Consider the following 24,890-nt stretch of genomic DNA (forward strand, 5'->3'; position numbering starts at 1 on the left):
GGCCCTGCTAAAATCAAAAAACAGAAAAGCTCTTGAATACTTCTAAGATTTGCTAGAAAAAAATTGAAAAAAAATAACTACACAAGAGCTGTGGAGATATCATTGCCCAAATTGATTCCACAATATAAAAGGTAGGCTTTACGGCTTCGTTGCCGGTTTAGGTTCAACACACAGCACATATTCAGCCCCTCTTGGCCATAAGCAAATGCTTAGCTCCACGGCTTAGGGCTGAAAACGATGCTTAATTGTTAGCAAATCGTTGTTTCTACCCTTTAATTCGTGTACCTAAAGTTTTGTTGTAATTCAAATTTAATGTCATTGGAACTTTTTTATTTATCATAAAATCGAGAGCATTTTTCTGATGGATATTAAGTTTATCTTCTTGACCAGAAAATTGAATTGCCCATATTTGATGTATATATTCATTTACTGCTGTAACTTTATCATAATCACCATTTTCTTCTTGGTTTTGCACTGAAATATCATAAGTTCCTGCTGTAATATCTGCTTCCATAAAATTTCTTAATGATGAACCTTTTGTAAATTTAAAGTCATTATCAAATCTACTAAATGCCTCTGTAATTGTATGAAAAGTCTCTTCCCATAGTGCGTTAAATATATCTGGTCGCCAAGTTGAAGAATTTAAACTATTTAATTTCCATCCTTTTCCATTATAGTTTTTAATATATTCCCAGTTATTCGTTTGCATACTCATTGCGTAAAGATTGTTATCTTCAACACTTTTAGCAAAGGATACTTTATCTACAAATCTAAGGTGACCAGATACAAATATCATATTTTCCGATAGTCCATTAGAAAGTTCTAATAATTCAGTATCAATTATGCCATCTTCATTTTGGTCAAGAAAATTACTGAATAACCTTACAGAATGTTCAAAAACCTCTTTTGCTGTTGTACCGCTTGTTGTACCCATTGCATTTGGTTTTTGATTGCTACTGACGATATAAAAGCCATTTATTTGATGAACATAATCACACCTGCTTTTCAAATATGTTTCTAAATCTAAGATCCTTTTTTCCTTAGAACATCCTGCTATACTTATAACAATAAGTATAATAGATGTAAATTTTATTATTAATTTCATTTCTTAATGAATTTTAGGTGAGTATTGGAATTCTTTGTTTTAAGCGAAACAATATATAGTCCATTTCTTAGATATGTAATATCTAACGATATGTCTGAATTTTGATTGTACGAATTTTTATAAACTAATTTACCCGATAGATTTGTTATCTCAAGATTTATACCATCAATATTTGAAGGGATATTAATGTTGATTTTATCATTTGATGGATTAGGATAAATGGATACATTACTTATGTTATTTTTGATAGCGGTAACACTTACTGTATTTTGAATTGTTATTTGGCTTGTTTGGTCTGCAAATTGCAAAAATTGCATATTCCATAAAGTATCTATTCCATCTCTATTTGCTGTATTGTCTGTAATAATAGCGTGGGTTGTTAAGTTATTAATGCTGTATTCACTTAAATTTCCAGTAAAAATTGCAGTATTACTTCCTCCTTGCCCATCAAGTCTGTCATTTCCTTTTAAACCTTCAAAAGTATTGTCTGAACTGTTTCCTTTTAAACGGTTATATAGGTCATTACCTTGTAATCCTGATGTATTAGTTCCTGATAAATAACAATGCTGTAAATATCTTGATTTCTCTGTATATTCAGTTGTTTGATTATAAGTTAATGAAAATATGCCATTAAAACTTGGGTCAATTATCATATCTATATTTATATATTCAGAAAAGAATTTCGAAATTACTGACCAACCCATAGTGTCTTCTGTTTGTATTTCGCTTCTGTCATTAGCAATATACATTCCCCACATACCTAAATCCGGAAAATCCGACCAAGCACCCCATAATCCATAATATGAATCTATGACAGATGCTAAATATTCTTGTGACAAACTGTTTTCGATGTCCAGTTCGTTATACCAGTTTTGTGTCTCAGGATCAGAACCATCTGCCCCAATTGGCCAAATTGCAAAATTATTTGAATTGGCATTAATTTGAGCATTTCTTATTTCTGTCTGAAAAGCGGGAAGTGCTGGATTTGAAATGCTATTTTGACCATCAACTCCAATACCCATATCGTGAACCATATGTAATATCTCTTCAAATGTAGCGTCTCGGTGTGCATCATAATCATTAGTTTGATACCATAAATGCCCTTCTACAACTAATTCTTCTTCATAAATTGGCTGTCCAGGAACATTTGCTTCATAAATAGGGTCGTCAAAACCATTTACAAGAAGTAAAGTAGCATCATTTATCCCCATTGTATTTATTACATTTGATTTGTCTGCACCGTAAACTGAATTGGGAACATCTTTTAAATAAAATTCTAAAATACTTCTTGCCCTAACTATTTGAGCAGTAGTAATATTACTTTGAGCAATTATATGTATTGCCTCTCCATTTGAGCAAGGTATTTTTGTGTAATTTACAAATCCATCTGTTATATAAGCCGTTGGAACAGTGCTCGGTAATGGAACAATACCATTTACACTAGTACTAATATCAATATTATCGGGTAAAGACTGACTAAATAAATTGATTTGGAAAAACGTAATTGCAATTAGCAATAGAACTCTTGATTTCTTCATTTTTTTAAATTTTAAAATTTAGATGTCAAAAGTAATTTTATTGATATTAATTATAGTCTGCCTAAGGTATTAATGAGTTCGACTAAGGTCAAACGGACTATTTTTGCTTTAATTCGTACTCTTTAGGCGTTATACCTTCCGTTTTTTTAAATGCACTATAAAAAGTAGATTTTGATCTAAACCCTGCTTCTTGAGATAAGCCTTCAATACTTATATGTTTATTATTTGAGTTGACTAATAGATCTTTAAAATATTGAATTCGGTATTTATTTATAAAATAATAAAAGTTTGTTCCTGAGCATTCATTTATTAGTTGTGTTAATTCTTTAGGATTAACACCTACTTGATTGGCTAATTCTAAAAGGGAAAGATTTGGATTTGTATATATTCTATCTGATTCAATGCTATTTTTTATCTCTTCAAATTTTTGTGTTGAATTATTATTGAGTTTAAATGATGTTGTTTTTTCTTTTTTGTTGATAATAAAGGTATCCTCTTGACGTAGAGCAGAGAAACCAATCCAAAGAATTGTAATTAATGTAGTAAAGTGTGAAAAAACTGCTAACACATCTGATAGCATATTATCTCCAATAAAAAACATTAAAGAATCATCTGTAAACCAAATAATTAAGAAGCCAATATTTACAATTAGAAGTAATCTTAACCAATTTAATCTTTTATTTTCAATACTTGAAAAAAGGTTTAAAATGTTATTGTTGTGGTGTTTAATTTCTCTTAGTGCGAGCACAAAAATCATACTCGAAAATACTATTGAAGAGATATCAGTAATTGTCAAAATGTTATCAATTGTATTTGTATATTCAACAATATTGAATTCAAATACAATAGTTAATAGTATATCAACTATTGGAAATAAAAAAAGCCACCTGTATTTCTTGGCTTTTACATCATAATTGTTTGTCAAAGCAAAAGTGTAATTTAACAGAATTGGTGCAAAAATAAATGGTGATGCTACTATTGTAATTAATTGAGTCCATACTTGATTATATTGGTTGTGTTCAAATTCATTTCCTAAAACAGAAAATGAAGTAAGTAAAAGAAATAATCCTAAATATTGGTTTATATTTTTACGATTTCCATTTAGTACTAAAAAATGAATACCTAAAAACAAACCTACAATTATAGAGATTAGATTACTTATTGTGAATATGTCAAGAATAATTTGCATGTTGTTTATTTATGTTTGCTAACGGTTTTGCGGTATGAAACGGTTGGGTTTTCGGAGCGCGTTCGTATCCACCGTGGAAAAAGTTGATGCGAGAACAAATGCTCGCAAACCACTGACCCCCAACTGTTTTATGACCGCATGTTAGGGCACGTTTATCCTCCTTTAAATCCAATTTCATTTATGTCTTTATTTACTTTAATCCACGGTAAAGTCACCTTGGAAGTATCAATCGGTTCAACATAATCTATAAATCCAGTTATCCGTGTTACTTCAACAATACGTCTATTGAATCCTAAAGCTCCTTTGTCCTGCATTTGAAATTCAATTGTTTTGTTTTTCAAATGTCCGTGTTCATATAATATTGTCTGTGTCTTCCAATCTCCAGTCCAATCAGCTATTTCTATTATTAATCCAAGAAGTAAAACAGAGACAACCGTAATTATTCCTCCTAAATTCTTTGGCTTTTTAATCGGTAGAATGTAAACCAACCCGTATAACAATCCACTAATTGTTAAAATTAAGCAAATGTTTCTGATTGTCTCATTTGTTATTTCCAAGTTCGAAATTATCATGGAAACTGTCCACAATCCAGATGCTAGAATCCAAATTACGATTGCAAGAATATTTGATAGTTTTTTAATCATCGTTTAAGTTTATCACGAAGCTAATATGGCAGAAAGATGTACAATACAAATCCTAAAATTACTAAGATGATAAGTAGAGACTTCATTGATAATCCAGTATATTTCCTTAACCATATCCTAAAATTTTCAAGTCTAAAATATCTAATGAGCCTTTCTCCAATAATAATCTGTGATACAGCTCGAAAATTGTATTGGTTTTTGATAATTATTTTTTCAGCATCTTCAATTCCAAACAAATCAATCAGTTCTTTATAAGTTGATTCAGGTATTTTTTCTTTATCTATCATCGTGTCTGTGACGTTTTCCAAAATGTGCCCTAACTTATTTATATACGTAAGTTTCTTCCTGTTAACACCCCCAAGGAGGGTAGTTATATGGAAGTTTGGTAAATTAACTTGAATTTCTTCTTCATATTTCTTAATAAAGGCACAAATTACAAATAATATCCAAACCGTTATCAAAATAATCAATAAAATCAATAAGAGCATTATACGCAACTTATCAGAGAGATAATGTAATTGAATATAAATTTGCAGGAACACAAACCATAATTTTACTGTACCATGAATGAAACTCCATCTCAAACCACCAATCTAAAACCTATTTTTGAGCCAGGGAAAAACTTTGCATTCTTAGTCAATAAATCTGATGCCGAAAAATATAATCAGATATTTGAAAAGCTTGGTGTAAATACAGAGCTCACCAAAAAAGAAGCCTTTGCAGAGTTTATCAATAGTATTTCATCTTTAATGTATAATTCTGGAGAATTTGAATTACTCCAGAAAGACAACAGAGAACTGTTAGAAGAGGTAGACCAACTCAAAGCCAAAATCAACGAATTAGAGGAGGCTAAACAAAAAGAAGAGAGTGAAGATACTAAGCAGCTCGAAATGGAGAATAAAACTCTAGTTGTCCAGGTAAGAGAGTTGCAAGAGTTGTTGGAGCAAAAAAACGAGAAAAAACCAATAGAGCTAGCTCCTAATCAATTATTAATCACCTTACCAGACTATCAACATTATCTCATTAGTCAAATTGCAGCAAGCAAATATGTTCAAAAGTTCTACCAGGCTATTGATAAAAGAGAAACCATTTTTTATGCTCCTTTACCAGAGAGTTTAGAAAATAAGAAGTCATTAATGGGAGTTATTCTGCAAAATTTCACCATTGGGCAAATTACAGGTTTTTACAAAGGAGCCGGAAATTATCCAAATATAGCTAAAGCTATTTCTGAGGATCAAATTAATGCTGCAAGAGATTATGCAGAGAAAATAATAAGGGATAAAAAAAATGATGAGCCTAACCGCCAAGTAGACCCATCATAAAATTGTTAGATAGTAACGCCGCAAATATACAAATTTTAAATCACTCAATTCCACTATGGCCAACCAACTAGAGGAGTTTGCACTAAAAAAGATGTTAAAACCAGCTTTAGAGAAATACCTACAGCCGGCTTTACATTCCATCATTTCTTCACGCGATAAAATAAAGCTTCAAGAAAATGAAACAGAGGTTTGTATATTATTACAAGAAGTAAATGGAAAAATTATCGCATCAGCACCCATATTCAATACAGAAGATAAAATATCACGCTACTATCCTCTAAATGGAGAATTTGAGGCAATGGATTTATCAGAATTAATCATGGAATTTGTAAATAAGAAATAAGATGCCAGGACCAAGTTTAAAAACCAACGAAACCAATACTGAAATTGAACTAAGCACCGATTTTATTACAGAACCTTTAGAGGAGTTTGAGCAAATTGGCACAGAGGATTTAGATATTATTGAGGAAATTGAGGAAGCTGGAGAACCGCCTATTGATGGACGAGTAAAACGAGGTACAGCCGTAAAAAGTGCAAATTTCTATATCGATTTAATCTCAGGTGGAATTAGTGGTGCAGCTGCCATGTATAGTGGAGGCGATGAGAGCGAATTCACTTTAGATAAAGATGAAAAAACACTGATAGCCAAACCACTATCAGACATGATTTACGATCAGGACTTAGCAGAGCTCAAGCCTAAACATGCCTTAATACTTGCCATACTTATGGTTTATATACCCATCATTTTAAAAATGTTCAATCTCCGTAAAGAGAAAATGAAAATAGAGGAGGCCAAACCAAAAGAAGCTGTTTTAAAAGTCATTCCGGAAAGCGAGAAAGAAGAGGAGGAAAAGAATGAATAAACTTCGGAAAGCTATATTCTGGGCTGAACATAACTTAATTGGTAAATCCTTTAAACATCCAGAAATATCTAAGCCTATTCATTTCTCAAGGCAAGGAGTAAGGCATGCGCTCAGGGCAAGAACCAATGATTTAAAAATTGATTTTATCTATGAATTACCAAGCATTCTAAAGAAAGCAATTCTAATAGATGAAACAACAGATAGAAAAGGAAGACCAGATATAAAGGTTATTTATAAGTTGTTTGTAAGATATTGCAATAAGGGAAATGATTATTTTGTGTATATAACAGCAAGAGAGGGTGTTAACGGAGTTATATACTATGATAATGTACTACTAAAACAAAAACAGCACTGATTAAAAACTCTGAGGGCTTCTTCGATTGGCCTATTCAGGTGTACTTAATCAGTGCTGTTAAAGCAAAGATACAAATATTTAATATATAAAGTCAAATCTATGGAAAATCACAAACAGGAAACAAAACCAGAAAAGAAAATCTTTAGAGTTTATTACGATTACGGCAACGAGAAATCAAAGTATACAGGCCACGTTAAAGTAACAGCCACAAGCCATAAAGAGGCACGAGATTTGGCAATAAAGAGAGGAGTAGGCCTAAACAGGAATGTTTTAAAATGGAAGAATGTTTTAGTCATGGATAAAGACCAGAAAAACTAATCCACCCATTCACTCATTGTATCATTAAATCATTCAATCCTTATCCATGCACCGCGATGCCAAGCAAATAATAGTTTTAGGTTTCAATGGAACCGGTAAAACAACCTTGCTACGAGAGCTTATTGAAAAGGCCATCAAAGCAGGGAGGAGGGCATTAATAATAGTACCAGACCTTAACGACTGGAGAGACATTGAAGAAATAGAACCCGATCCAAAGTTATTGAGAAAGGGAGGGTTTGAAGGAGTTCGCAAAATATTATTCATGGGTATTCAAGAAACTCTAATACCAGTTGCAGAATATTATTTTGATGGTTTATTATTCTTTGATGATTGCAGGTCCTATTTACCAGCGAACACTCCAATGAGCTTAAAAAACTTATTTATCCGTAGGCGACAAAAAATGCTTGATGTATTTTTAATAGCACATGGGTTTACTGATATTCCTCCTCAATATTATACCAATACCTCCGATTATATTTTATTCTTTACAAATGATGAAATAGAATTACGTAGAAAATATATCAAAAACTATGAGTTCATAAAGAAGATAGTAGAACAAGTAAATAAAAAAGCACAGAAAGATTATCACTATAAAAGAATGATAAATGTCTTATCAGCAGCAGCTAACAACTAAAAAGGAGATAAAAGCAATATTGGCGGTCAATTCAAAAACATTGGCCTTTTATTGCAATATTAAATATTACAAAGAGCTTAAAGAAATTGGATATGAAAGAAACCAGAAAAAACTAACGCCAAAGCAGGTCCGATTTCTCAAAGATAAACTAGGTTTTTAATTGCGAATTCTTTTTTACTATCTGAGGTCAGGTTTAATAATCTGGCCTTTTTCTATGCCAAAAAACGTATTTAGTAGTATTTAATGGTAGCAAGCTGGCGCAAGCCGAAAATGGACTTTTCAGCGGTTGTATTATTGTAGTCTCAAACAATAATAAGTCAAATGTTAAAATCATTATTTAGCCAAAAAAATCAAGGACGTATCATAATTCTGGTAGGTCTTCTTGTTGTGGTAGCAGCCACTATCGCAGTAGCAGGTAAAACCACCATTTCCCAAAACGAGGATGGTACTCAATCAGTAAAGAGGTCAATCTTTGGATTTGAGTTAGGCAAATAAATCATTTCGAAATTTCAAAATAAACCATAATGGAAACAAAAAATTTGTCAGAAAGAGCCAGAAAGAATGTATCAGGATATGTGGGTGACCTCATGGATCGTTTAGGATTCGATGGTATTCAGAGTAATGCAAAAAGAAGTTTTACTTTCAAAATCGCAAACAATGGTGCCACAGATATAACTATTGCGTTATTATCGGGCCCTTGTGCCACAAAAGAAGAATTAGAAGCCGTAATTGGTAAGTCTATTGATGGCTTAATTACCGAAACAATTGTTGATTTCGTTCCTACATGTACACCTCAGTCATTTGTTTTGACTAGAGATTTCTTCAATAGAAATCCTGCAACAGTAGGTGAAATCAGAATGTTGGTGAAAGACCCAGCACAGTTTGAAAATGCTATTGAAGTATTTGAAGGTATCAACCCCTTCTCAAAAGTAGGCTCTTACAACATCACTCCAGCTGATGATAAAGACCCTGATCAGAATAACGATAAGTTAGTGCATATTAAAGACACTAACTTACAGATTAACGACCAAACCGCAGCTATCCTTAAGGTAAATGCTGGTGAGGAAATCTCCTTGAAATTTTTCGTAGATGTTGTTAAAAATCCTGTTATCGAATTGGATTATGCTGTATCTCAGCGTAATGCCATGCGCAGGGTAGAATTGTAAGCATTTTACAAACCATTGATAAAAAGGCCTTTAGTCCAAATCGGGCGCAAAGGCCTTTTTCTTTAAAACCAAGAAAATGAATAGAGTTTTAGCAAAAAAATTCAGAGAATATTTAGCTTTAAATCCAGGAGCTGTAGAAGAGGTATTTAATAAATATGGAATCTCAACAGATGTTTCTATTTCTGTAGAAAGTGTTGTAAATGCTTATCAGTATTTTAAAGAGCCATTTGCAGTGGATCTATTTAATGGGCTTTATCCTCAAATTAGGAAAAACATTCAGTTACCAATGATTTCGGCTGCTGACCCTGTAACATCTGTTACTGATAATCCTGAGGCAGCGACCAAAACAAGTTTCTGGGAAGGATTCGCAGGTGTTTTAAATAGTTTAGCTGCTGCTGCTCCGGCCATTGCAGATTCAGTATATACCATAAAAAATGGTAAACCTGTAGTAGTTCCTGGTAACCAATTGCAGCCTGGTATTTATCCTGGTAGTCTTCAAAATGAAGGTGGCGTAAATCAAAATATACTCATTTACATAGGAATAGGCTTTCTAGCTTTAATCGTAGCTATTTTAATCTTTAAAAAGGTGAAATAATGAAGCTGAAAAAACCAATCGCAAAGTTAAAGCCTGGAGAAATCATCCTGGGCAAAAGAAAACCAGATTCAAGAAAAAAGAGCATTAAAAAAAGAAAGTAAATGTTCAGAAAGTTTGAAATAGTAAGTACACCAAATGCTGCTGCTCGTGGCAGAGCGGATATGTTTTGGAAGAAAAACAATAAGTTTTTAAAGGCTTTTAAAAAATTCCGCAAACCCGAACGAAAACTTCCTGGGGTATTCGAAAATGCAAGGATTTTAGATCAGCAAGGTTTATTAAAGTATTTCAGTCTTGCTGGCTTTGAGTATGGAAGCTGGATTGATAATAATACAAGGTTCGAATTCTTGTATGGTTGTGTAGTCAGTCTTTTAGATTTAAGAGATTTAACAGGAATAAAAAGCCTAGGATTTGGATTATATACTATAGCATTTGGTGCTAGAGGAAAAGGAGGCAGGGGGAGCGCCGCGGCTCATTTTGAACCAAGGAGACACGCTATCAACCTAACCAAAGAGTATGGCCTAGAAGCTTTAGCACACGAGTATGGCCACTTATTAGATCATTTCTTTGGATGTTATATTGACCAGGACAAACTAAGTCAATATTTGAGCCTTGGTAAACTAAATGGCAAAATCAGTTTGAGAGTGAATGGCTTGAGAAAAGGCACATTACGATACCTTATGCAAGAAGTGATAAAAGCTATTGTATTCGATTCAAAAGGCAATGTTACTCCATATTACACTAGGTTAACCAAAGAAGCAAAATCAGAATATTTTACAGCATCTACAGAGCTGTTTGCAAGAGCTTTCGAACAATGGGTTACTTATCAATTGAAGAAAAAAGGAGTGGTAAATAAATTTTTATCACAACCAAAATATGAGCATTGGATGTACTTGAGTCCAGCTCATTTCAAAAAGGTTTCTCCTAAAATTAATGCACTCATTAAAGCAATGGCAGTTAAAGCGAAATAATGGCATTCTCAAAAGTAACATATAGCGATTTAGGATTTATACAGCCTGCTGAGGTGGACCGTGTAACCAAGGAACTATTTATTAATTCTCGTTTTTGGGATGATATTCCGGAATCCTTCCAGCGCTTTATATTGTTACATGAGGAAGGGCATTTAATTGGAGGGGAAAATGGTCAATCAACCTCAAATGAAATTGAAGCTGATTTATACGCCTTTCGAAATTATAAAAATACGGAACCAGGTTCCTTAAAAAAAGCTGTTTTTGCTATAGATAAACTATTAGGTAAAACTCCTGATCAAATCAAAAGAAAACTCATTGTATATGCTGCTGCTTTACTGGAGGATTGGAAATTCAATAAGAATGAAAAAGCTCTGGTAGAGTATTTCAATGTAAAAGCAGAATTACAAGAGTACTATGATGTAGAGCTCCCAGAAGTACCTGGTGACAAGTCTGGATTTGTTCAAATTGTAGCAGCTGTTATAGGATTGGCCGTTACTGGTGTTTCCATGTATGCTAAAAACAAAGCTAGAAAGAATGCTCTAAATGCTGAAAAGCAATATGGTATAGAAGCTACTAAGGCCAATAGCGATTTAATCATGCAGCAAATTTATGCCATGGATGGGCAGAAAAAAGACAAAGCCATTTCTGATGTAAACATGAAGTATTTAGGCATAATATCACTTGTAATTACCATAGCTTTTTTAGCCTGGTATTTCATCATTAAAAAGAAGAAATAACATGAATAAAAAGAATCTCATCATAATAGGATCTGTTTTAACAATGGTAATCATTGTGGTCATTATTTACATAATGAATAAGGAAAAAAACACCTTAAAGTCTTCTTTGTCTTCAACAAACGAGATGGATACTTTGATCAATAATTACGATGGAATTCTCGATTATGAAACCCAAATAGCTGTTTGGAAGCATGTTTTTAAAACCTGCCCATATTGGAAATCTTATGTAACAGAGCAATATGAAAAACATGGGGCAGGTGAAGGAGGAAATTTAGAATCAAGATATATAATTGAAGCTGATTATTGCATTCAAAAAGGGAGAAAACCGAGCGATTATTTAAAGAAATGTAATGATAAATATGCATCAACAATGGCGAATTACGATCCTTGTGAGAAACAAAAGAAATGGAATAGTACTGTTCGGTGGATTATGGGGATAGCCACTGGAGGTTTATCAGAAATCAAACCAATACAAGGAGGGTGTTAAAATGAAACAAGCAGTAATCATATTAATTATTGGAGGATTGTTAATCCTGGGAGTTATTGTTTTTGATAAGAAACAAAAGGGACTTTCAATGAAATCTAACCAAGAAGAAAAAGAGGCAGAGGAGCGAGCCAAAGAAAATGTAAAACTAGTTGAACAAGAAAATTCTATTCAGCATAGAGCATCAATTTATTACAAATTATCAGTTGAAGAAAAATACAAATTATGGAGAGAGATTTTTGAGCAGTGTAAGGATATGAAAGCTGTAGTGCATTCTCAAATGGAAACTCATGGTAGAGACTGGAACGAACAAATGTCTATAGAGATAGATTGGTATATGAATAGAAAAGGGCGTCACCCTTCTAATTTTCTAAAGAGTTGTAAATAAAAACACAAACCATAATTAAACAAACGAAAAAGATGGAATTCATTAAAAAAAACATAGTCTTGTTGTTACTTGCTTTAGGTGCAGCTCTTTATTTTTTCTACAGTAAAAACAAAGGAGAGAAAAGCCTAAAACCACAAGGAGAAGGACTTATTAACGGTCTAGTAAATAAGGTGAAACCTTGCCCTGAAAAAAAGCCTTGTCCAAAACCAACGGTATGCCCGGAACCAGAAATTATCTATAAGGACAAAATTATAAAAACACCGTGTCCGCCTCCACCTAGACCACAGATTATTTATAAAGATAAAATTGTAGAAAAGCCAGTTTACCGAGACAAAATAGTTAAGGTTCCAGTTGAAAAAATTATTTACCGTGACAGGCCAATAAGCACCCTAGCAGATAAACGAGACTTGCACAATTCTGCAGCAAAGGGAACTAAAAGTAAATATTCAGCATTTAAATAAACAGCAATGGAATTTTTAAAGAAAAATATAGGATTATTTATCGCTCTGGCATTTGCCATCCTTTATATTTTGTGGGAGCGTCACAAGCTTAAAAGTAATCGAGAAAAACTGAATGATACAGGAGAGGATGTTACAAATGAAGAAATTTTTAATCATGGTCACGACCCATTGCCTCCAGATTATGCAAAACCACCAGATGAACAACCTGTAGATTTATCTGGTCGAGATGAGGCGCTTTATCCTGATCCCGATCCTATTCCTCATTCAGAAGATGAAATCAAAATTGCACCCACAAGAAAGGAAAACAGAACCGAGCCTTTTGTGAAATTCAAAAGCAAATATTCAGTATTTAACTAATAAGATATGCTTAGTATATTATTAAAATTCAAAAAGCCCATTATCATAGCTGTTTTGCTTTTGACTGGAGTAGTGATATTTTGGTATTACTCCAAAAGGAAGGTGATAACAGCAGATGTACCAAACGACAATCCAAATAATGAGCCAACACAGATAGAGCTAGACCAGGCTAATTTAATTGCAAGGTCATTGTATAGCAGTTTCGATAACTATGGCATCATGAATTTTTGGTATCGACCCATGGACCCATTTGAAGATTTTGCAGCCGTTTCGGATAAGGTTTTTGTTCTTTCCTATAATCGCTTTAATCAGCTTTATGGTATGTCCGGAAATGGAACGCTAAGGGAGTGGTTTAATAATGATGCCTTTTCAAGTAATGATTGGGAATATATAGAAAATACGCTGTTTCCAAGAATGGATAGGCTCAATTTAACATAGAATACAAATCATAAAAACAAATCATATGTCAGCAAAAAAAAGTAATCAAAAATGGATTTTTATAGGAGTTGCAGTTGTGGCACTCTTGGCCCTTGCATTTTGGTATTTCACCAAAGAGGAAGAAGGTAAGCAGATTAGCAATAACGAAACAAATTCAATTCCTGGTTATTCAGAACCAGGAGAAGCGGAAAGCATTAGCGATTTATCTCCAGCCTGCAAGAAAAATTATGAGGGCTGGGCAAAATGGGTCAAAACTAATAAAACCTGGTATGATCAAATTAAAGAAATGGCCAAGAAGGAAAGTATATCCATAACAAAAGGCTTAGAAAGAACTTATTTGTCTCTCTATAACAAGGGTGAGAAAAGCTGTTAAGAGGAGGGTTTAATATGAAAAAAAACAAAAAAATAATCGTTTTTGTTGTTCTTCTTATTATCGCTGTTTTGGTATTCGTATTTAAAGATAAACTCTTTGGTACGAATACTAAAACGGTTTCTAATCTGGAGCCGTCAAATGATAATCCTCAAAACTCGTATTTCATAAAATACGGGAGCAGAGGAAATGAAGTAAAGCTATTGCAAGCTTACTTGAATGAGTTCAAGAATGAGGCGTTAATTGTAGATGGTATCTGGGGACCTAAAACTCAGGCTGCTTTTGAATCCTTTGTAGCTTCTGTTGACTTTGTAAATTCATCAAAAGGAGTAACTAAAGATGAATACAAATCACTAGATCCTCATTATGCCTTTTTGAGTAAGAAATGGTTTAATACTAAGTAATACAAAAATTGGTGGAAACTAGTTTTATAAATTGGTTTGGAGCGATTGTAAGCCGTATGACAGAAAATTCGGCTTACTTTCCTTCTGTTTTAATTGCCCAGGGAATACTAGAATCTAACTATGGTCGCTCCAGATTAAGCGCAATTCATCATGCATACTTTGGTATTAAGGCTGGGAGCCAATGGAAAGGTAAAACAGTAAACCTAAGTACAGGGGAGGTTATCAACGGAAACTCAGTAACAATCACTGATGATTTTAGGGTATATGAAAGCCCTGAACAATCCATAAAGGATAGAATCAACTGGATGATGGATTTCGATAGATATAATGAAGTAGAGGAGGCCAAAACACCAGAAGCACAAGCAATCGCAATACAAAACGCAGGTTATGCCACCGACCCCAATTATGCCAACAAAATCATAAACATTATAGATAGTAACAATCTAAAGCAATTTGATAAAAACCGAGATATCATGAAAAACATAAGCTTAGCCATTTCCATTTTATTGCTCACCGCTGCAGCTCTCACAATGTATAAGACCTTAAAGTATTAATATGAGTACGCCAACCAATATTGAGCTATTACGATTAATAGCAGAAAGATTAAATGTAGATGTTTCTGCACTTGAAAGTTCTACAGAGCGAACAGAGTTAATTTTATTACGAGCCATGGCCTTAGCACTTGGAAACGGTGGCGCAAATCCTGCTTTTGATGGCAACCGCCCAATTCTCCGTGAAAGCCTAACCACAACAGGGCAAATAATAGGAGGTACAACGGTAACGGAATTTTTAGAAAACTACTTTTACCCAGCCCTTTCGCCATTGGCTATTCTTACAGTAATAGGAGCCAGTGTTCTGGAATATAATTCTCAACCTAATATAAATGGTTCCTTAAGTTGGCAAGTTGAAAAAAGAACAAATCCAATTACTTCTATTAATGTAGCCGGATTTGCAATTGAGCCAACAGGTGAAAATCAAAATGGCAACCAGGCTATTATGATAACCTGTAATCAAACCAATACATTTAGCATTATAGTAAGTGATGGAAACTTAAGCAATACCAAGCAAGCCAAGGTGTATTTCCGTCATGGTTATTATTGGGGAGCAATGGCCGATATCTCCAATGTTACTGATGCTGATATCATGGCTTTATCTGGTGCTGGTGTAGGAACCGGTAAGGTTTTAGATACCAACAGGCAAAAAACATATGATGGAATTGATGGAGCTGGTAATTATCTGGTATTCGCATTTCCTCAGTCTTGGGGAGCTCCTACTTTTGTTATCAATGGTCTGCCTAATTCAGCCTATACAAAAGTACGTCAATCAAACTTTGTGAATGAGTTGGGTTATTCAGAACCCTATCAAATTTGGGCATCCAATACCAAGCAAAATTCAACAATATCACTTTTTGAAATCCAATAAACAAACCAACAAAATGAAAAAACTAATATTCATAATAGCATTAATATTCTTTTTGAGCTTAAATATGTTCGCTCAATTAGTAACACCAGCGGACACCGTAGGCACATTAATAACCGCTTCAATCCGCCCAAATTCACAACAAGACGACATAGCCACCGCTTATACAAACGAAATAAGGGGAGGTTTACATAATCTAGAAACCTGGGAAGAGCTCTTAAATATTAAATCCAGCCGCTTAGTTCCAAATATGTTTGCGACTGTGGCCGATAGCGCTGGAAAGCTTTATCAATATGATGGTGTGAGTTGGAATGAGTTTTCTAGCGGTGCTGAATTGCCTGATTGGTTATTTGAAGGGCAGACCTTAAAACATATTGAGGCTGGGAATGGGAGAACCGCTAAGGGAATTCGTTTTGAGGACTATAGTTCAGAATACTTCTTGGGAGATGTTTACGATTTAAAAGGTTTCTCAACGCAGTTTTTTAAATATGATAAGCAATCAAACCAGACATTTTCTTTTGATTTTAAGAATTGGCAAAGTGACAATGTTATAATGACAATGGATAACGAAAATGCCATACTGATTTGGGGAGATCCATTTTTTAAAGGGATAATATATGGCTCTGATTTTTCGGCAAACTTTACAAATGAAAGTCTAATCAATAAAGGCTTCGCAGATGAAAACTACCAAAATACATGGCAACAAACAATTGATAATATGGGAGGTAGTGACTTGTATGTAAATTTCCCTAATGGAGGATTTGAAGATAATGGGTATGGTGATATTACACACTATGCAGACAGAAGTTTAGTTTTAAGAGGTGCTGACTCATGGCTTATAATAAATGATAATAATGATTCAACTATCAAATTAGGTGCTAAAAAAGGCTTAGTTTACCATTCGAATATTGCGGACAATCTCACTGATAGAACTCTTATTGATAAAGGCTATGCCGATAGCATTTATCAACCTAAAAAAGCTGACACCACTTACACCGATGTACTAAACATAAGCCACGAGCAAAACCCCAATTACGCTACAATCTCTCATGATGGTTTGTGGTTTAATATTAACACGGGAAATAAACTTTCGATAGCTTCAAATATTGCAAATAATTATTACAGAATTAATGGAAGTTCCACAACTATTAGAGCTACAGAGAGTGTTCTATTAGGAATTGATGAAACTGATATTGTATCATTGAATTCTTGGGGAACAGGATTGGTTTATGATTTCAACTACGAATTAACAAATCCAAACGGAAGAACTTTAATCGATCGGGATTATGCTGATTCAAGATATTTAAGAGCCGAAGTACTCAAGATTGCGGGAAACGGAATTACGAAATTCTGGGGTCTTATCGCTAGAGAAAGTCATTATACACCTGCTTATCCATTCGTAACAGTATATAGGAAATCAGATAGTAAAATGTTGGTAAATGGTACTGACTATAATATCGAAGCTTATACATACAACCAATTTAATGTAGACATGACGGTAGCTCCAGCGGCTGGAGATACTATTGTTTTTACAATTATCACTCCTTAATTAGAATTTCATTTTTTTAATAATGCGAATTATCAATACAATATTAGGATTCTCAGTTTCACTATTGGCTTATAAAGAGCATATTTCAATAGGAATAGCTCTTTTGACAGGTATTTACCTATTAGCTCAGATTTTTTTAACCATTAAAAAGTTGTTTAGAAAAGATGGAAAACCAAGCTAAAGCAGGATATAATGAAGAAGTTTCTCAATCCGGAACTATCAGTAAATCAAAAATGCGCCAAATGTCGGGAATTGCCCTTTGGTCCGCAATTGTCTATTTGGCAATTTCAATAGTTCTAAATATTTGGTTTTGGCAAAAGGTATTTTACTTGCTCGAATTATCCAGGATAAAAGAGAATGTTTTAACCTTAATGCTGGCCTCATTTACTGGTATAAATGTTTCAATATTCCTAATACTTATTGTTTCTGCTTTTGCACCTAAAGCAGTTCAGAAATTCGCTGAGAATAAACTAAAATAATACAACCATGACATATAAAACCAGCACCAACGGAAATAATATTATCAAATCTTTTGAAAGCATCCATGATGGGGATTTATCAGAAATTGGATTACAACCAAAGCTTTGTCCGGCAGATTATTGGACGGCAGGATATGGAAGCTTAGTTTTAGACGATCTAGGTCGGCCAATCAAAGGCATTGAAAATAAACAGAAAGCCTATAGGTATAATAAAATACATACTGTAGAAGAGGCAGAAAAGCAACTGAAAATTGATTTAGCCAAAAGAGAAAAAAAGATTAATAAGTTAAACTTAAGAATCAATCAAAACCAATTTGATGCCCTGGTAAGCTTTGTTTATAATTTGGGCTTTGGTAATTTCTCAGAATCTACACTTTTGAAGCTTATCCAACAAAATCCTGAAAACTTTATGATTGCCTATGAATTACCCAAATGGCGAAAAGCAGGAGGAAAAGTTCTACCGGGTTTAGTTCGAAGGAGAAGGGCAGAAGCCTCTTTATATTTTACTGGAAAATTCAATTAATCACAAACCATAAAAATTCAAGAAATGGCAAAAATGACAAAGAAAGCCTTATCGGCACAGGGAAAAGCAATTATGAGAATTGCTAAGGAAATCAGAAAGAAAAATCCTCGCAAAAAATGGCCTACATGTGTTAAAGAGGCTGGTAAAAAATATAAAAAGCAAAAGTAACAGAATGAAAAAACTGTTATTGGTCCTATTTATTTCTTTGCTGATTATCAGCTGTAGTCCTCAAAAAAGATTACAAAGATTAGCAGAAAAGCACGGCGAATTAATCACGGATACTATTCCTTTAGATACTTCCGTGATTATTCCTGCTTTGCATTTTGACTCATTAATTGAAAAGGAAATTGCAAATCAAAATAATGATTCCTCACTGCTTTTTGTGGATACTTTAATATTGATTTTGGAGGATGGTACTCAAATAAACCAGGTGGATACTTTTGAAATTATTTCAGGGGAGAAAAAACCTCAGAAATTAAAAAGAAAAACAAGGTATCAAATAGATCGTATAGAACAAGTAATTCCATTTAAAGCCAAAATACCTTATCAAAAATATGAAATAAAGCCACCAGATAAGATAGATATGCTTTTAGCAAATTTTAAATGGTTTGCTTTGTCAGTTTTGGGAGTAGTAGTAATTGTTTTAGTCATTAGAAAACTATTAGTATGATAACAGTTAGTGGAAATATATCTGATTCTTCAGGCGGTCCATTGCCTCAAGCAAATGTTTATTTTTCCGATAGAAACGGGAATATTTTACCAAGTCACCAGGGAACTGCTAGTAATAACCAGGGGCAATTTGAATTCGAAGGAAATGGAGCTTATATAACAGCTTCTTATGTGGGATATCAGAAAGAAACTAAACCTATTAAAAGGAGTCTTGATTTTGTGCTTACAAGCAATAATGAGTTAAAAGAGGTTGAGGTAATAGGAGAGAAGCCTAAATCAATTATTCCAGTAAAAAACAACAATAATTTAATTGTCGCTGGAATGGTAGGTATACTTTTGGTATCTGCTTCATTTCTTTTTCTGTATAAAAAGTAACTGCAGTATTGCAAAAACAATTATCTGGACAAGCTATCTTTCCTTATTGATCAATTCTTTTACTAAAAACTCAAGTTGTACACGACTATAAATATCGTTCACTTTAATAGATTTATGCCCCATGGCTGCCATTATTGCTTTTTGGTCGGCTCCAGCATTGAGGTTGATGGTTCCATAAGTATGCCTGGCTAAATGGAAACTCATGTGATTTACAATAATTCCAGCTTTTTTAGCAATTCTTTTCAAATGTCTATTTGTAACCTGGTTTACAAACATTTTAAATAATGGCGCTTTTGGTATGGCATTTAGATTAATAAGATCTAAAGCTTTTTTCGTAAGTGGAACAGTGTATGGAGTTGTTGTTTTTAATCTTTCATTGGTGATGTAGAAATATTCTTTTTCTTCCAGCTCAATAGTTTTCACATCCTTAGTTAATAGAACTCTTAAATCTCCAAATGAAATTCCGGTATAACATGAGAATAGGAATGCTTTTAATGTATCGAATTCATTTTGTGTTAACTTTTCTCTTTTCTTTCTTAGTTTTTCTAGTTCCAGGACCTGAGCAATACTTAAGCTTTCATCCCTTGTGGCTATAGCTTTAATTCTAAAATTAATAAATGGTGATTTGTCAATAATACCAGCCTTTACAGCCTCGTTTAAGAGCATTCGAAGATAAGTAAGAGATTTTGAAACAGTACTTTCATTATTCTTCCGAGTTTCTTTAAGCCAATAGGCATAATCATTAATGAACTTAATATCCACATCCAAAATATTGATATTCTTTTTAAAAGCAGTCAATTTGTTTAATTGATGCTCATAATTGATAAGGGTAGCTTTTCGAATACTGAGAGCCTTAGAATCATGTAAATCAAGTGCAAACTCGCTCAGTTCCTCAGAGGCATTATTTTTCAAAGCTTCAATAAACACATTCAAAGAGAGAGTCTTTTTATTAACCAGACATTTTAAAATAGTATCTTTGGCAATATTGTCATAAGCAGATATAATAGAATTTTTGTAAACATAGGCTTTGTCCTTAGAGTTTACCTTGCAAGTTTGTGGATTCCAATGTTCTGTTTTTACTGATTGACCTATGGAAAAATACTTACGATTCCTTTTATATGTGGCCATAATCATAATGGTATGATTACCATTTTTGTCTTTAGCCGATTGCAGGATGAATTTATAGCTTAGCATACGTTAGGTTTATTGCGCTTTTATCGCACATTTAAGCAAATATATGCATTTTTACTATTTGTTTAATGAAATTTAAAAGAAAGCAAAAACACCTGAAAGCCTAGAAACGACAAAGCCTAACAAGAGATTTTCTTGTTAGGCTTATGTAGTTATGGAGGTTCCAACCAGATTCGAACTGGTGTGGGCGGTTTTGCAGACCGCTGCCTAGCCGCTCGGCCATGGAACCTGACTGATAGTAGTCCGTAGGGGAATCGAACCCCTGTTACCAGGATGAAAACCTGGCGTCCTAACCCCTAGACGAACGGACCATATTTAAATGAACAAAGCGATATGAATCGCTAGTAGTCCGTAGGGGAATCGAACCCCTGTTACCAGGATGAAAACCTGGCGTCCTAACCCCTAGACGAACGGACCAAAATGGTATGATTTAACAAAAGCTAAATCAGGTTATAAAAAGTAGTCCGTAGGGGAATCGAACCCCTGTTACCAGGATGAAAACCTGGCGTCCTAACCCCTAGACGAACGGACCATGTAAAAGAACTAATCAACATTTTCATACTTTAGAAGTACGCTTTTGTCAAATTGCGAGTGCAAAAATACAATTATTTTTAAATTCAAGAATACTTAAGTGCATTTTTTTTGCTTTTTTTTCAAAAAAAATGAAAACTTCATGTTTTTTTGAAATTAAATTTCTTAAGACACTAAATATCAGGTAGATACGATTCTCTCCTTGTTTGGACTGAATATCAATTGATTTTTTTTATAAATGGTTTTTAGTTTTTCCACATCAAAAGATTGTATAGCTAAATCAATGTCTTTTATAAGTGTCACTAAACCAGTATCTTGGTGATTTTTGTTAATGCTTTCCATTTGAATGGTCATGGCTTCCCAGTCATCTAATATCATAAAACCGTGGAAGCCGGAGCATTTATTTTGTAGTTCTTCTAATAACTGAGGAGGGAAATCAAAAGGATTTGATCTTTTAATATTAGTATTCTCATTTACTTCAATTAATTCTGGTTCGTATTTAAGTGTTTCGAGAATAGGGAAGCTCATCATAAACACAAGAGTTTTGTCTTTTACAGTTATTTCGCAATTTCCACCAATTTGTGTTAGAAGTTCACAGAGTAATAAATAATTCAAAGGATCGGATTGTAGCCTCTTAATAGATTTGCTTTTTGAGATATAAAGCTCCACATTTATTAAATCCTCAAACTGTCGATTGCTAAGAATACAATCCTCAAATACACTTTCAGTTTTTAAACAATCTTCCTCAGTGTAGAGCTTCATTTTTATGCTTGGAGTGCTTTGGTGTTTGGTTAAAAAAGAAAAATGCTCTTCAAAAGCAAATCTGAAGTCTGGATTACTGATTCTATCACTCACGTGTCCATTTCCAAGTATTTCCAAGTGAATATCCTCCTCAAGGGACTTTTCGACTCTCAGTTTATTATTCAACTCTAGAAGAAAATCACTCAACAGGTATTTGCCCGTGGCCTGATCATTATCGTTAAGAGTGAGTAATTGTAAAGCAGCTATTTTCTGAACTTGCTCATAAAACTTCTGAGAATTAGATTTTATTTTTTTAATCAATTGAGCATCCTCTTTTTGAATATCACTTGACTCGCTTAATATGTCAGAAAATCCAATGATGGGGTTTAAAATATTGATTAAATCATGTTTCAACCATAAAAAGGAAAGAGCTACTGAGTTTTCACTAGGACTAATCAAATAGGAATGAATAGTTTCACTTTCTTTAATCATATTTATATGGTAAATAATACCATTCCAATGAAAAACAGGAACTTTGAGAATGCTATTAATAGACTTAGAAAAGGTTATTTGATCTTCTTTGAATATATCTTTGTTCCTTAAGAACAGATTTTTAAAAGCATCGTTATATTCAAACGCCTCATTATCAGCTGAAATATCGATGCTTATAACTGGTATGGTGAAGGCCTTATAATTAAATGTCATTAGTTATATTTATGGATTAATAGGGTAATTTCCCTCAAAGATAATTTATTTTTCAGTTCAGCCATTCTTTTCTGAATTAATTCATAGAGCTTGTGAGTTCTGGTGACCTCTCTATTCTAAAACAATACTCTAGAAACGAGCTCATAAACTTCTAGATTCTAACTTTTAGCTATAATCTGATAGATTTAAAAGTTTATTATTAACTTTTAAATCTATCTTTGCCTCGTATAAAAAATCCATAAAACAAATATATGTCATTCAATTCTTTAGGTTTATCATGGTCTTTGCTTGATGCACTAGAAAAAAATAATTTCACAGAATCTTATCCAATACAAGAACAGGCTATTCCGGCAATACTGAAAGGGAATGACATTCTTGGCATCGCGAAAACAGGCTCAGGGAAAACAATGGCTTATGTTCTTCCATTATTGATGAATGTGGATGCCACCAAGTCGAAGAATAGACATATCGAGACCCTAGTTCTCGTTCCAACTCGTGAATTGGCAGTGCAAGTGCGAGAGGTTTTTGAGCAATTTAAAATTACATTAAAGGAAAGAATCAAAACATTAGCAGTTTTTGGAGGGGTTGCCATCAATCCTCAAATGAAGGCCATGCAAAATGTGGATATTCTTATTGCAACTCCGGGTCGTTTACTTGAATTGGTGGATAATAATGCGCTTTGTCTTGCCGATGTGGATACCTTGGTTTTAGATGAAGCAGATAAAATGCTGAATCTTGGATTTCAAGAAGAAATGAAGAAAATACTAAGGATGTTGCCTCTTGATAGACAAAATCTGTTGTTTTCAGCCACTTTGAGTGACGATGTGAGTAGCTTTCAGAAAGGTTTATTGAAGCAACCTTTAGTGATCAAATTGGTGGAAGATATTCATGATGTGGGTTTGATTGACCAAACGGCTTATATAGTTCCTACTGAAAAGAAAGGGCCGCTACTTCGTCAATTAATTAAAAGCAAAGACATGCATCAGGTGCTCATTTTTGCTTCTTCTGCCTATCAAGCTGAACATATTGCTGATAAACTAAGAAGAAATGCCATCCATGCTACTGCCATGCATGGAAAGAAAAGCCAGAATGCCAGAACAGAAAATTTGAGGAAGTTTAAAACTGGGAAATTAAGAGTATTGGTTTCGACGGATTTATTGGCTCGAGGAATCGATATAGAATTCCTTCCTTATGTAATTAATTACGATTTGCCTCGTTCCCCTAAGGATTATATTCACAGAATTGGTAGAACAGGAAGAGCCGAATCCTCCGGAGAAGCCATCTCTTTTGTTACGCCTGAAGATGAAGCCCATTTTAAAGTGATACAGAAAAGAATGGGCAAATGGGTTGATTTAATTGACTATAAAAGCATTGATTTAAAAGGGTTCTGACTGTTGATATCAGCATTTAGCCCCAATCCAAAATTAAACTATACCATGCTTTTTTTGGCCTTTGCTTATATTTGATATTCATATTTGAAAAGTCAATGATATGACTGAGCGATACCAAACATAAATTCTAATTGAAACTGTGAATTACCTAGAGTTTTTGGAATTTTAATACTTCTGTATTTCCATTGGGTTTGTATACCTTAATTAAGTAATGACCAGCTGCTAAGTCTTTGATTTCAACAATCCCAGAAGGATTGAGCTTTTCTTGCCTTAGCCTATTTCCTGACATGCTATAGATCGCATATTTGATATTTTGCGAAAAATGGTGTTCTGAACTTAGTGAGATTTGATAGGAGGAGGGTATTGGACTGAGCTCAAATTCTTTAGTCTCTACTTCGTTAATAGCAGTAAAGTAATTATTATAATATTTTATTCCGTAAAATATGGTATCCCAATTTGGTGATTCTAAACTAAATACTTTTTGGATGTATTGATTTTCAGTTTCTACATATTCATATTCTGATAGGTTTTTTAATTCCAACTCATTTGGAGGTAGGCTACTATAATATCTGAAAATCAATGGACGTTCTTGTTCATCTAATTCATACTCCCATTTCATGTGATCTTGATAGGTATTTGTGCTGGTATCCCAAACTTGATAGAGATAGTTTAGTCTGAAATCATTTAGATAGGTATAAGAGGTATTTGTTTTAGGCTGCCAGATACTATCTTCATAAATGGTATATTTCTTTTCATTTATGATTTGATTATTTTCATTATAGATAAATTCCCATTTATGTCTTTTTACCCAAATAGTATCTTCTATATCTTTGAATTCAGTTCTTTTAAGGTACCCCCACTACCAACTACAGCCCTAGCCTTTAGCAAACCAATAGGACTGATAGATTACATTTTAGTATTTTGGGGCAATAATTCGTGAAGCCTATTCACTTTGTATTCAGGGATGATATTGAGAACATG

At 33.6% G+C, this 24,890-nt stretch carries 35 protein-coding genes and 4 tRNA genes; 27 read left to right on the forward strand and 12 right to left on the reverse strand.

What is annotated here, in order from left to right; genetic code table 11:
• Window positions 1-265 precede the first annotated feature (265 nt).
• The 5 genes from HNS40_RS17975 to HNS40_RS17995 all read right to left on the reverse strand — a co-directional run bounded on the left by HNS40_RS17975 (window position 266) and on the right by HNS40_RS17995 (window position 4,964).
• Window positions 266-1,105 carry a hypothetical protein gene (locus HNS40_RS17975; protein WP_172283473.1) on the reverse strand — a complete coding sequence of 280 codons (840 nt, stop codon included), beginning with the start codon at window positions 1,103-1,105 and terminating at the stop codon, window positions 266-268.
• The gene (locus HNS40_RS17980) at window positions 1,102-2,643 is read right to left on the reverse strand and encodes a T9SS type A sorting domain-containing protein (protein WP_172283475.1); all 1,542 of its coding nucleotides are present in this window, start codon (window positions 2,641-2,643) and stop codon (window positions 1,102-1,104) included. Before HNS40_RS17980 ends, HNS40_RS17975 begins: the two co-directional genes overlap by 4 nt.
• Window positions 2,644-2,740: 97 nt before the next feature.
• The gene (locus HNS40_RS17985) at window positions 2,741-3,832 is read right to left on the reverse strand and encodes an AraC family transcriptional regulator (protein ID WP_172283477.1); all 1,092 of its coding nucleotides are present in this window, start codon (window positions 3,830-3,832) and stop codon (window positions 2,741-2,743) included.
• Window positions 3,833-3,984: 152 nt separating this feature from the next.
• Window positions 3,985-4,476: a hypothetical protein gene (locus HNS40_RS17990; RefSeq protein WP_172283478.1), complete on the reverse strand. Its 492-nt coding sequence runs from the start codon at window positions 4,474-4,476 to the stop codon at window positions 3,985-3,987.
• Between the two features lie 20 nt (window positions 4,477-4,496).
• Entirely contained in the window at window positions 4,497-4,964 is a 468-nt protein-coding gene (locus HNS40_RS17995) for a hypothetical protein (protein WP_172283481.1), read from the reverse strand.
• A gap of 75 nt (window positions 4,965-5,039) precedes the next feature.
• On the opposite strand from HNS40_RS17995, the gene HNS40_RS18000 reads away from it, so the two are divergent.
• From HNS40_RS18000 to HNS40_RS18125, 26 genes are all read left to right on the forward strand, one after another.
• Window positions 5,040-5,798: a hypothetical protein gene (locus tag HNS40_RS18000; protein WP_172283483.1), complete on the forward strand. Its 759-nt coding sequence runs from the start codon at window positions 5,040-5,042 to the stop codon at window positions 5,796-5,798.
• A gap of 55 nt (window positions 5,799-5,853) precedes the next feature.
• Window positions 5,854-6,141 carry a hypothetical protein gene (locus HNS40_RS18005; RefSeq protein ID WP_172283485.1) on the forward strand — a complete coding sequence of 96 codons (288 nt, stop codon included), beginning with the start codon at window positions 5,854-5,856 and terminating at the stop codon, window positions 6,139-6,141.
• A 1-nt stretch (window position 6,142) separates the two neighbouring features.
• The gene (locus HNS40_RS18010) at window positions 6,143-6,661 is read left to right on the forward strand and encodes a hypothetical protein (RefSeq protein WP_172283487.1); all 519 of its coding nucleotides are present in this window, start codon (window positions 6,143-6,145) and stop codon (window positions 6,659-6,661) included.
• Entirely contained in the window at window positions 6,654-7,016 is a 363-nt protein-coding gene (locus tag HNS40_RS18015) for a hypothetical protein (protein ID WP_172283489.1), read from the forward strand. The genes HNS40_RS18010 and HNS40_RS18015 overlap by 8 nt, the downstream gene beginning before the upstream one ends.
• A gap of 99 nt (window positions 7,017-7,115) precedes the next feature.
• Window positions 7,116-7,334, forward strand: a complete 219-nt coding sequence (locus HNS40_RS18020; protein ID WP_172283491.1) for a hypothetical protein — start codon at window positions 7,116-7,118, stop codon at window positions 7,332-7,334.
• A gap of 46 nt (window positions 7,335-7,380) precedes the next feature.
• Window positions 7,381-7,968, forward strand: a complete 588-nt coding sequence (locus HNS40_RS18025; protein WP_172283493.1) for an ATP-binding protein — start codon at window positions 7,381-7,383, stop codon at window positions 7,966-7,968.
• A gap of 321 nt (window positions 7,969-8,289) precedes the next feature.
• Window positions 8,290-8,463 carry a hypothetical protein gene (locus HNS40_RS18030; RefSeq protein WP_172283495.1) on the forward strand — a complete coding sequence of 58 codons (174 nt, stop codon included), beginning with the start codon at window positions 8,290-8,292 and terminating at the stop codon, window positions 8,461-8,463.
• 29 nt (window positions 8,464-8,492) lie between these two features.
• Complete coding sequence (locus tag HNS40_RS18035; protein ID WP_172283497.1) at window positions 8,493-9,134, forward strand: hypothetical protein; 642 nt, start codon at window positions 8,493-8,495, stop codon at window positions 9,132-9,134.
• 76 nt (window positions 9,135-9,210) lie between these two features.
• Window positions 9,211-9,729 (forward strand): hypothetical protein, encoded by a 519-nt coding sequence (locus tag HNS40_RS18040; protein ID WP_172283499.1) that lies wholly within the window; start codon window positions 9,211-9,213, stop codon window positions 9,727-9,729.
• Window positions 9,730-9,830: 101 nt separating this feature from the next.
• Window positions 9,831-10,697: an LPD1 domain-containing protein gene (locus HNS40_RS18045; protein WP_172283500.1), complete on the forward strand. Its 867-nt coding sequence runs from the start codon at window positions 9,831-9,833 to the stop codon at window positions 10,695-10,697.
• Complete coding sequence (locus tag HNS40_RS18050) at window positions 10,697-11,434, forward strand: hypothetical protein (RefSeq protein ID WP_172283501.1); 738 nt, start codon at window positions 10,697-10,699, stop codon at window positions 11,432-11,434. The genes HNS40_RS18045 and HNS40_RS18050 overlap by 1 nt, the downstream gene beginning before the upstream one ends.
• A gap of 1 nt (window position 11,435) precedes the next feature.
• Window positions 11,436-11,921 (forward strand): hypothetical protein, encoded by a 486-nt coding sequence (locus HNS40_RS18055; protein ID WP_172283502.1) that lies wholly within the window; start codon window positions 11,436-11,438, stop codon window positions 11,919-11,921.
• A 1-nt stretch (window position 11,922) separates the two neighbouring features.
• On the forward strand, window positions 11,923-12,306 hold the full coding sequence (locus tag HNS40_RS18060) for a hypothetical protein (RefSeq protein WP_172283503.1): 384 nt from the start codon (window positions 11,923-11,925) through the stop codon (window positions 12,304-12,306).
• Window positions 12,307-12,338: 32 nt separating this feature from the next.
• On the forward strand, window positions 12,339-12,767 hold the full coding sequence (locus HNS40_RS18065; RefSeq protein ID WP_172283504.1) for a hypothetical protein: 429 nt from the start codon (window positions 12,339-12,341) through the stop codon (window positions 12,765-12,767).
• A gap of 6 nt (window positions 12,768-12,773) precedes the next feature.
• The gene (locus tag HNS40_RS18070) at window positions 12,774-13,124 is read left to right on the forward strand and encodes a hypothetical protein (RefSeq protein WP_172283505.1); all 351 of its coding nucleotides are present in this window, start codon (window positions 12,774-12,776) and stop codon (window positions 13,122-13,124) included.
• A gap of 6 nt (window positions 13,125-13,130) precedes the next feature.
• Window positions 13,131-13,562: a hypothetical protein gene (locus tag HNS40_RS18075; protein WP_172283506.1), complete on the forward strand. Its 432-nt coding sequence runs from the start codon at window positions 13,131-13,133 to the stop codon at window positions 13,560-13,562.
• 25 nt (window positions 13,563-13,587) lie between these two features.
• Window positions 13,588-13,935, forward strand: coding sequence for a hypothetical protein (locus HNS40_RS18080; protein ID WP_172283507.1), 348 nt, complete (start codon window positions 13,588-13,590; stop codon window positions 13,933-13,935).
• Window positions 13,936-13,949: 14 nt separating this feature from the next.
• Complete coding sequence (locus HNS40_RS18085) at window positions 13,950-14,336, forward strand: peptidoglycan-binding protein (protein WP_172283508.1); 387 nt, start codon at window positions 13,950-13,952, stop codon at window positions 14,334-14,336.
• A gap of 11 nt (window positions 14,337-14,347) precedes the next feature.
• Window positions 14,348-14,890: a glucosaminidase domain-containing protein gene (locus tag HNS40_RS18090; RefSeq protein WP_172283509.1), complete on the forward strand. Its 543-nt coding sequence runs from the start codon at window positions 14,348-14,350 to the stop codon at window positions 14,888-14,890.
• 1 nt (window position 14,891) lies between these two features.
• A complete protein-coding gene (locus tag HNS40_RS18095) occupies window positions 14,892-15,758 on the forward strand; it encodes a hypothetical protein (RefSeq protein WP_172283511.1) in 867 nt (288 codons plus the stop codon).
• Window positions 15,759-15,771: 13 nt separating this feature from the next.
• Complete coding sequence (locus HNS40_RS18100; RefSeq protein ID WP_172283513.1) at window positions 15,772-17,304, forward strand: hypothetical protein; 1,533 nt, start codon at window positions 15,772-15,774, stop codon at window positions 17,302-17,304.
• A gap of 164 nt (window positions 17,305-17,468) precedes the next feature.
• The gene (locus HNS40_RS18105) at window positions 17,469-17,783 is read left to right on the forward strand and encodes a hypothetical protein (RefSeq protein WP_172283515.1); all 315 of its coding nucleotides are present in this window, start codon (window positions 17,469-17,471) and stop codon (window positions 17,781-17,783) included.
• 7 nt (window positions 17,784-17,790) lie between these two features.
• Entirely contained in the window at window positions 17,791-18,306 is a 516-nt protein-coding gene (locus HNS40_RS18110) for a lysozyme (RefSeq protein WP_172283517.1), read from the forward strand.
• Window positions 18,307-18,330: 24 nt separating this feature from the next.
• The gene (locus tag HNS40_RS18115; protein ID WP_172283519.1) at window positions 18,331-18,474 is read left to right on the forward strand and encodes a hypothetical protein; all 144 of its coding nucleotides are present in this window, start codon (window positions 18,331-18,333) and stop codon (window positions 18,472-18,474) included.
• A gap of 4 nt (window positions 18,475-18,478) precedes the next feature.
• Window positions 18,479-18,976, forward strand: coding sequence for a hypothetical protein (locus HNS40_RS18120; protein ID WP_172283521.1), 498 nt, complete (start codon window positions 18,479-18,481; stop codon window positions 18,974-18,976).
• The gene (locus HNS40_RS18125; protein ID WP_172283522.1) at window positions 18,973-19,350 is read left to right on the forward strand and encodes a carboxypeptidase-like regulatory domain-containing protein; all 378 of its coding nucleotides are present in this window, start codon (window positions 18,973-18,975) and stop codon (window positions 19,348-19,350) included. Before HNS40_RS18120 ends, HNS40_RS18125 begins: the two co-directional genes overlap by 4 nt.
• Window positions 19,351-19,383: 33 nt before the next feature.
• Here the strand turns inward: HNS40_RS18125 and HNS40_RS18130 are convergent, their stop codons facing one another.
• From HNS40_RS18130 to HNS40_RS18155, 6 genes are all read right to left on the reverse strand, one after another.
• Complete coding sequence (locus HNS40_RS18130; protein ID WP_172283523.1) at window positions 19,384-20,544, reverse strand: site-specific integrase; 1,161 nt, start codon at window positions 20,542-20,544, stop codon at window positions 19,384-19,386.
• Between the two features lie 152 nt (window positions 20,545-20,696).
• A tRNA-Cys gene (locus HNS40_RS18135) sits at window positions 20,697-20,770 on the reverse strand.
• A 10-nt stretch (window positions 20,771-20,780) separates the two neighbouring features.
• Window positions 20,781-20,852 (reverse strand) — tRNA-Glu (locus tag HNS40_RS18140).
• 34 nt (window positions 20,853-20,886) lie between these two features.
• Window positions 20,887-20,958: transfer RNA gene (locus tag HNS40_RS18145), tRNA-Glu, on the reverse strand.
• A gap of 43 nt (window positions 20,959-21,001) precedes the next feature.
• Window positions 21,002-21,073, reverse strand: a tRNA-Glu gene (locus HNS40_RS18150).
• 179 nt (window positions 21,074-21,252) lie between these two features.
• The gene (locus tag HNS40_RS18155; RefSeq protein WP_172283525.1) at window positions 21,253-22,518 is read right to left on the reverse strand and encodes a hypothetical protein; all 1,266 of its coding nucleotides are present in this window, start codon (window positions 22,516-22,518) and stop codon (window positions 21,253-21,255) included.
• A gap of 251 nt (window positions 22,519-22,769) precedes the next feature.
• On the opposite strand from HNS40_RS18155, the gene HNS40_RS18160 reads away from it, so the two are divergent.
• The gene (locus HNS40_RS18160) at window positions 22,770-23,909 is read left to right on the forward strand and encodes a DEAD/DEAH box helicase (protein WP_172283527.1); all 1,140 of its coding nucleotides are present in this window, start codon (window positions 22,770-22,772) and stop codon (window positions 23,907-23,909) included.
• 148 nt (window positions 23,910-24,057) lie between these two features.
• Here the strand turns inward: HNS40_RS18160 and HNS40_RS18165 are convergent, their stop codons facing one another.
• The gene (locus HNS40_RS18165; protein ID WP_172283529.1) at window positions 24,058-24,528 is read right to left on the reverse strand and encodes a T9SS type A sorting domain-containing protein; all 471 of its coding nucleotides are present in this window, start codon (window positions 24,526-24,528) and stop codon (window positions 24,058-24,060) included.
• Between the last annotated feature and the right edge of the window lie 362 nt (window positions 24,529-24,890).

Source organism: Lentimicrobium sp. S6, from assembly GCF_013166635.1.
In the GTDB taxonomy this organism is placed as follows: Bacteria; Bacteroidota; Bacteroidia; order Bacteroidales; family UBA12170; genus UBA12170.

Coding starts and splice junctions, on each gene's coding strand:
- HNS40_RS17975 (WP_172283473.1), bottom strand. CDS start 1,105: ATGAAATTAATAATAAAATTTACATCTATTATACTTATTGTTATAAGT.
- HNS40_RS17980 (WP_172283475.1), bottom strand. CDS start 2,643: ATGAAGAAATCAAGAGTTCTATTGCTAATTGCAATTACGTTTTTCCAA.
- HNS40_RS17985 (WP_172283477.1), bottom strand. CDS start 3,832: ATGCAAATTATTCTTGACATATTCACAATAAGTAATCTAATCTCTATA.
- HNS40_RS17990 (WP_172283478.1), bottom strand. CDS start 4,476: ATGATTAAAAAACTATCAAATATTCTTGCAATCGTAATTTGGATTCTA.
- HNS40_RS17995 (WP_172283481.1), bottom strand. CDS start 4,964: ATGCTCTTATTGATTTTATTGATTATTTTGATAACGGTTTGGATATTA.
- HNS40_RS18000 (WP_172283483.1), top strand. CDS start 5,040: ATGAATGAAACTCCATCTCAAACCACCAATCTAAAACCTATTTTTGAG.
- HNS40_RS18005 (WP_172283485.1), top strand. CDS start 5,854: ATGGCCAACCAACTAGAGGAGTTTGCACTAAAAAAGATGTTAAAACCA.
- HNS40_RS18010 (WP_172283487.1), top strand. CDS start 6,143: ATGCCAGGACCAAGTTTAAAAACCAACGAAACCAATACTGAAATTGAA.
- HNS40_RS18015 (WP_172283489.1), top strand. CDS start 6,654: ATGAATAAACTTCGGAAAGCTATATTCTGGGCTGAACATAACTTAATT.
- HNS40_RS18020 (WP_172283491.1), top strand. CDS start 7,116: ATGGAAAATCACAAACAGGAAACAAAACCAGAAAAGAAAATCTTTAGA.
- HNS40_RS18025 (WP_172283493.1), top strand. CDS start 7,381: ATGCACCGCGATGCCAAGCAAATAATAGTTTTAGGTTTCAATGGAACC.
- HNS40_RS18030 (WP_172283495.1), top strand. CDS start 8,290: ATGTTAAAATCATTATTTAGCCAAAAAAATCAAGGACGTATCATAATT.
- HNS40_RS18035 (WP_172283497.1), top strand. CDS start 8,493: ATGGAAACAAAAAATTTGTCAGAAAGAGCCAGAAAGAATGTATCAGGA.
- HNS40_RS18040 (WP_172283499.1), top strand. CDS start 9,211: ATGAATAGAGTTTTAGCAAAAAAATTCAGAGAATATTTAGCTTTAAAT.
- HNS40_RS18045 (WP_172283500.1), top strand. CDS start 9,831: ATGTTCAGAAAGTTTGAAATAGTAAGTACACCAAATGCTGCTGCTCGT.
- HNS40_RS18050 (WP_172283501.1), top strand. CDS start 10,697: ATGGCATTCTCAAAAGTAACATATAGCGATTTAGGATTTATACAGCCT.
- HNS40_RS18055 (WP_172283502.1), top strand. CDS start 11,436: ATGAATAAAAAGAATCTCATCATAATAGGATCTGTTTTAACAATGGTA.
- HNS40_RS18060 (WP_172283503.1), top strand. CDS start 11,923: ATGAAACAAGCAGTAATCATATTAATTATTGGAGGATTGTTAATCCTG.
- HNS40_RS18065 (WP_172283504.1), top strand. CDS start 12,339: ATGGAATTCATTAAAAAAAACATAGTCTTGTTGTTACTTGCTTTAGGT.
- HNS40_RS18070 (WP_172283505.1), top strand. CDS start 12,774: ATGGAATTTTTAAAGAAAAATATAGGATTATTTATCGCTCTGGCATTT.
- HNS40_RS18075 (WP_172283506.1), top strand. CDS start 13,131: ATGCTTAGTATATTATTAAAATTCAAAAAGCCCATTATCATAGCTGTT.
- HNS40_RS18080 (WP_172283507.1), top strand. CDS start 13,588: ATGTCAGCAAAAAAAAGTAATCAAAAATGGATTTTTATAGGAGTTGCA.
- HNS40_RS18085 (WP_172283508.1), top strand. CDS start 13,950: ATGAAAAAAAACAAAAAAATAATCGTTTTTGTTGTTCTTCTTATTATC.
- HNS40_RS18095 (WP_172283511.1), top strand. CDS start 14,892: ATGAGTACGCCAACCAATATTGAGCTATTACGATTAATAGCAGAAAGA.
- HNS40_RS18100 (WP_172283513.1), top strand. CDS start 15,772: ATGAAAAAACTAATATTCATAATAGCATTAATATTCTTTTTGAGCTTA.
- HNS40_RS18105 (WP_172283515.1), top strand. CDS start 17,469: ATGGAAAACCAAGCTAAAGCAGGATATAATGAAGAAGTTTCTCAATCC.
- HNS40_RS18110 (WP_172283517.1), top strand. CDS start 17,791: ATGACATATAAAACCAGCACCAACGGAAATAATATTATCAAATCTTTT.
- HNS40_RS18115 (WP_172283519.1), top strand. CDS start 18,331: ATGGCAAAAATGACAAAGAAAGCCTTATCGGCACAGGGAAAAGCAATT.
- HNS40_RS18120 (WP_172283521.1), top strand. CDS start 18,479: ATGAAAAAACTGTTATTGGTCCTATTTATTTCTTTGCTGATTATCAGC.
- HNS40_RS18125 (WP_172283522.1), top strand. CDS start 18,973: ATGATAACAGTTAGTGGAAATATATCTGATTCTTCAGGCGGTCCATTG.
- HNS40_RS18130 (WP_172283523.1), bottom strand. CDS start 20,544: ATGCTAAGCTATAAATTCATCCTGCAATCGGCTAAAGACAAAAATGGT.
- HNS40_RS18155 (WP_172283525.1), bottom strand. CDS start 22,518: ATGACATTTAATTATAAGGCCTTCACCATACCAGTTATAAGCATCGAT.
- HNS40_RS18160 (WP_172283527.1), top strand. CDS start 22,770: ATGTCATTCAATTCTTTAGGTTTATCATGGTCTTTGCTTGATGCACTA.
- HNS40_RS18165 (WP_172283529.1), bottom strand. CDS start 24,528: ATGAAATGGGAGTATGAATTAGATGAACAAGAACGTCCATTGATTTTC.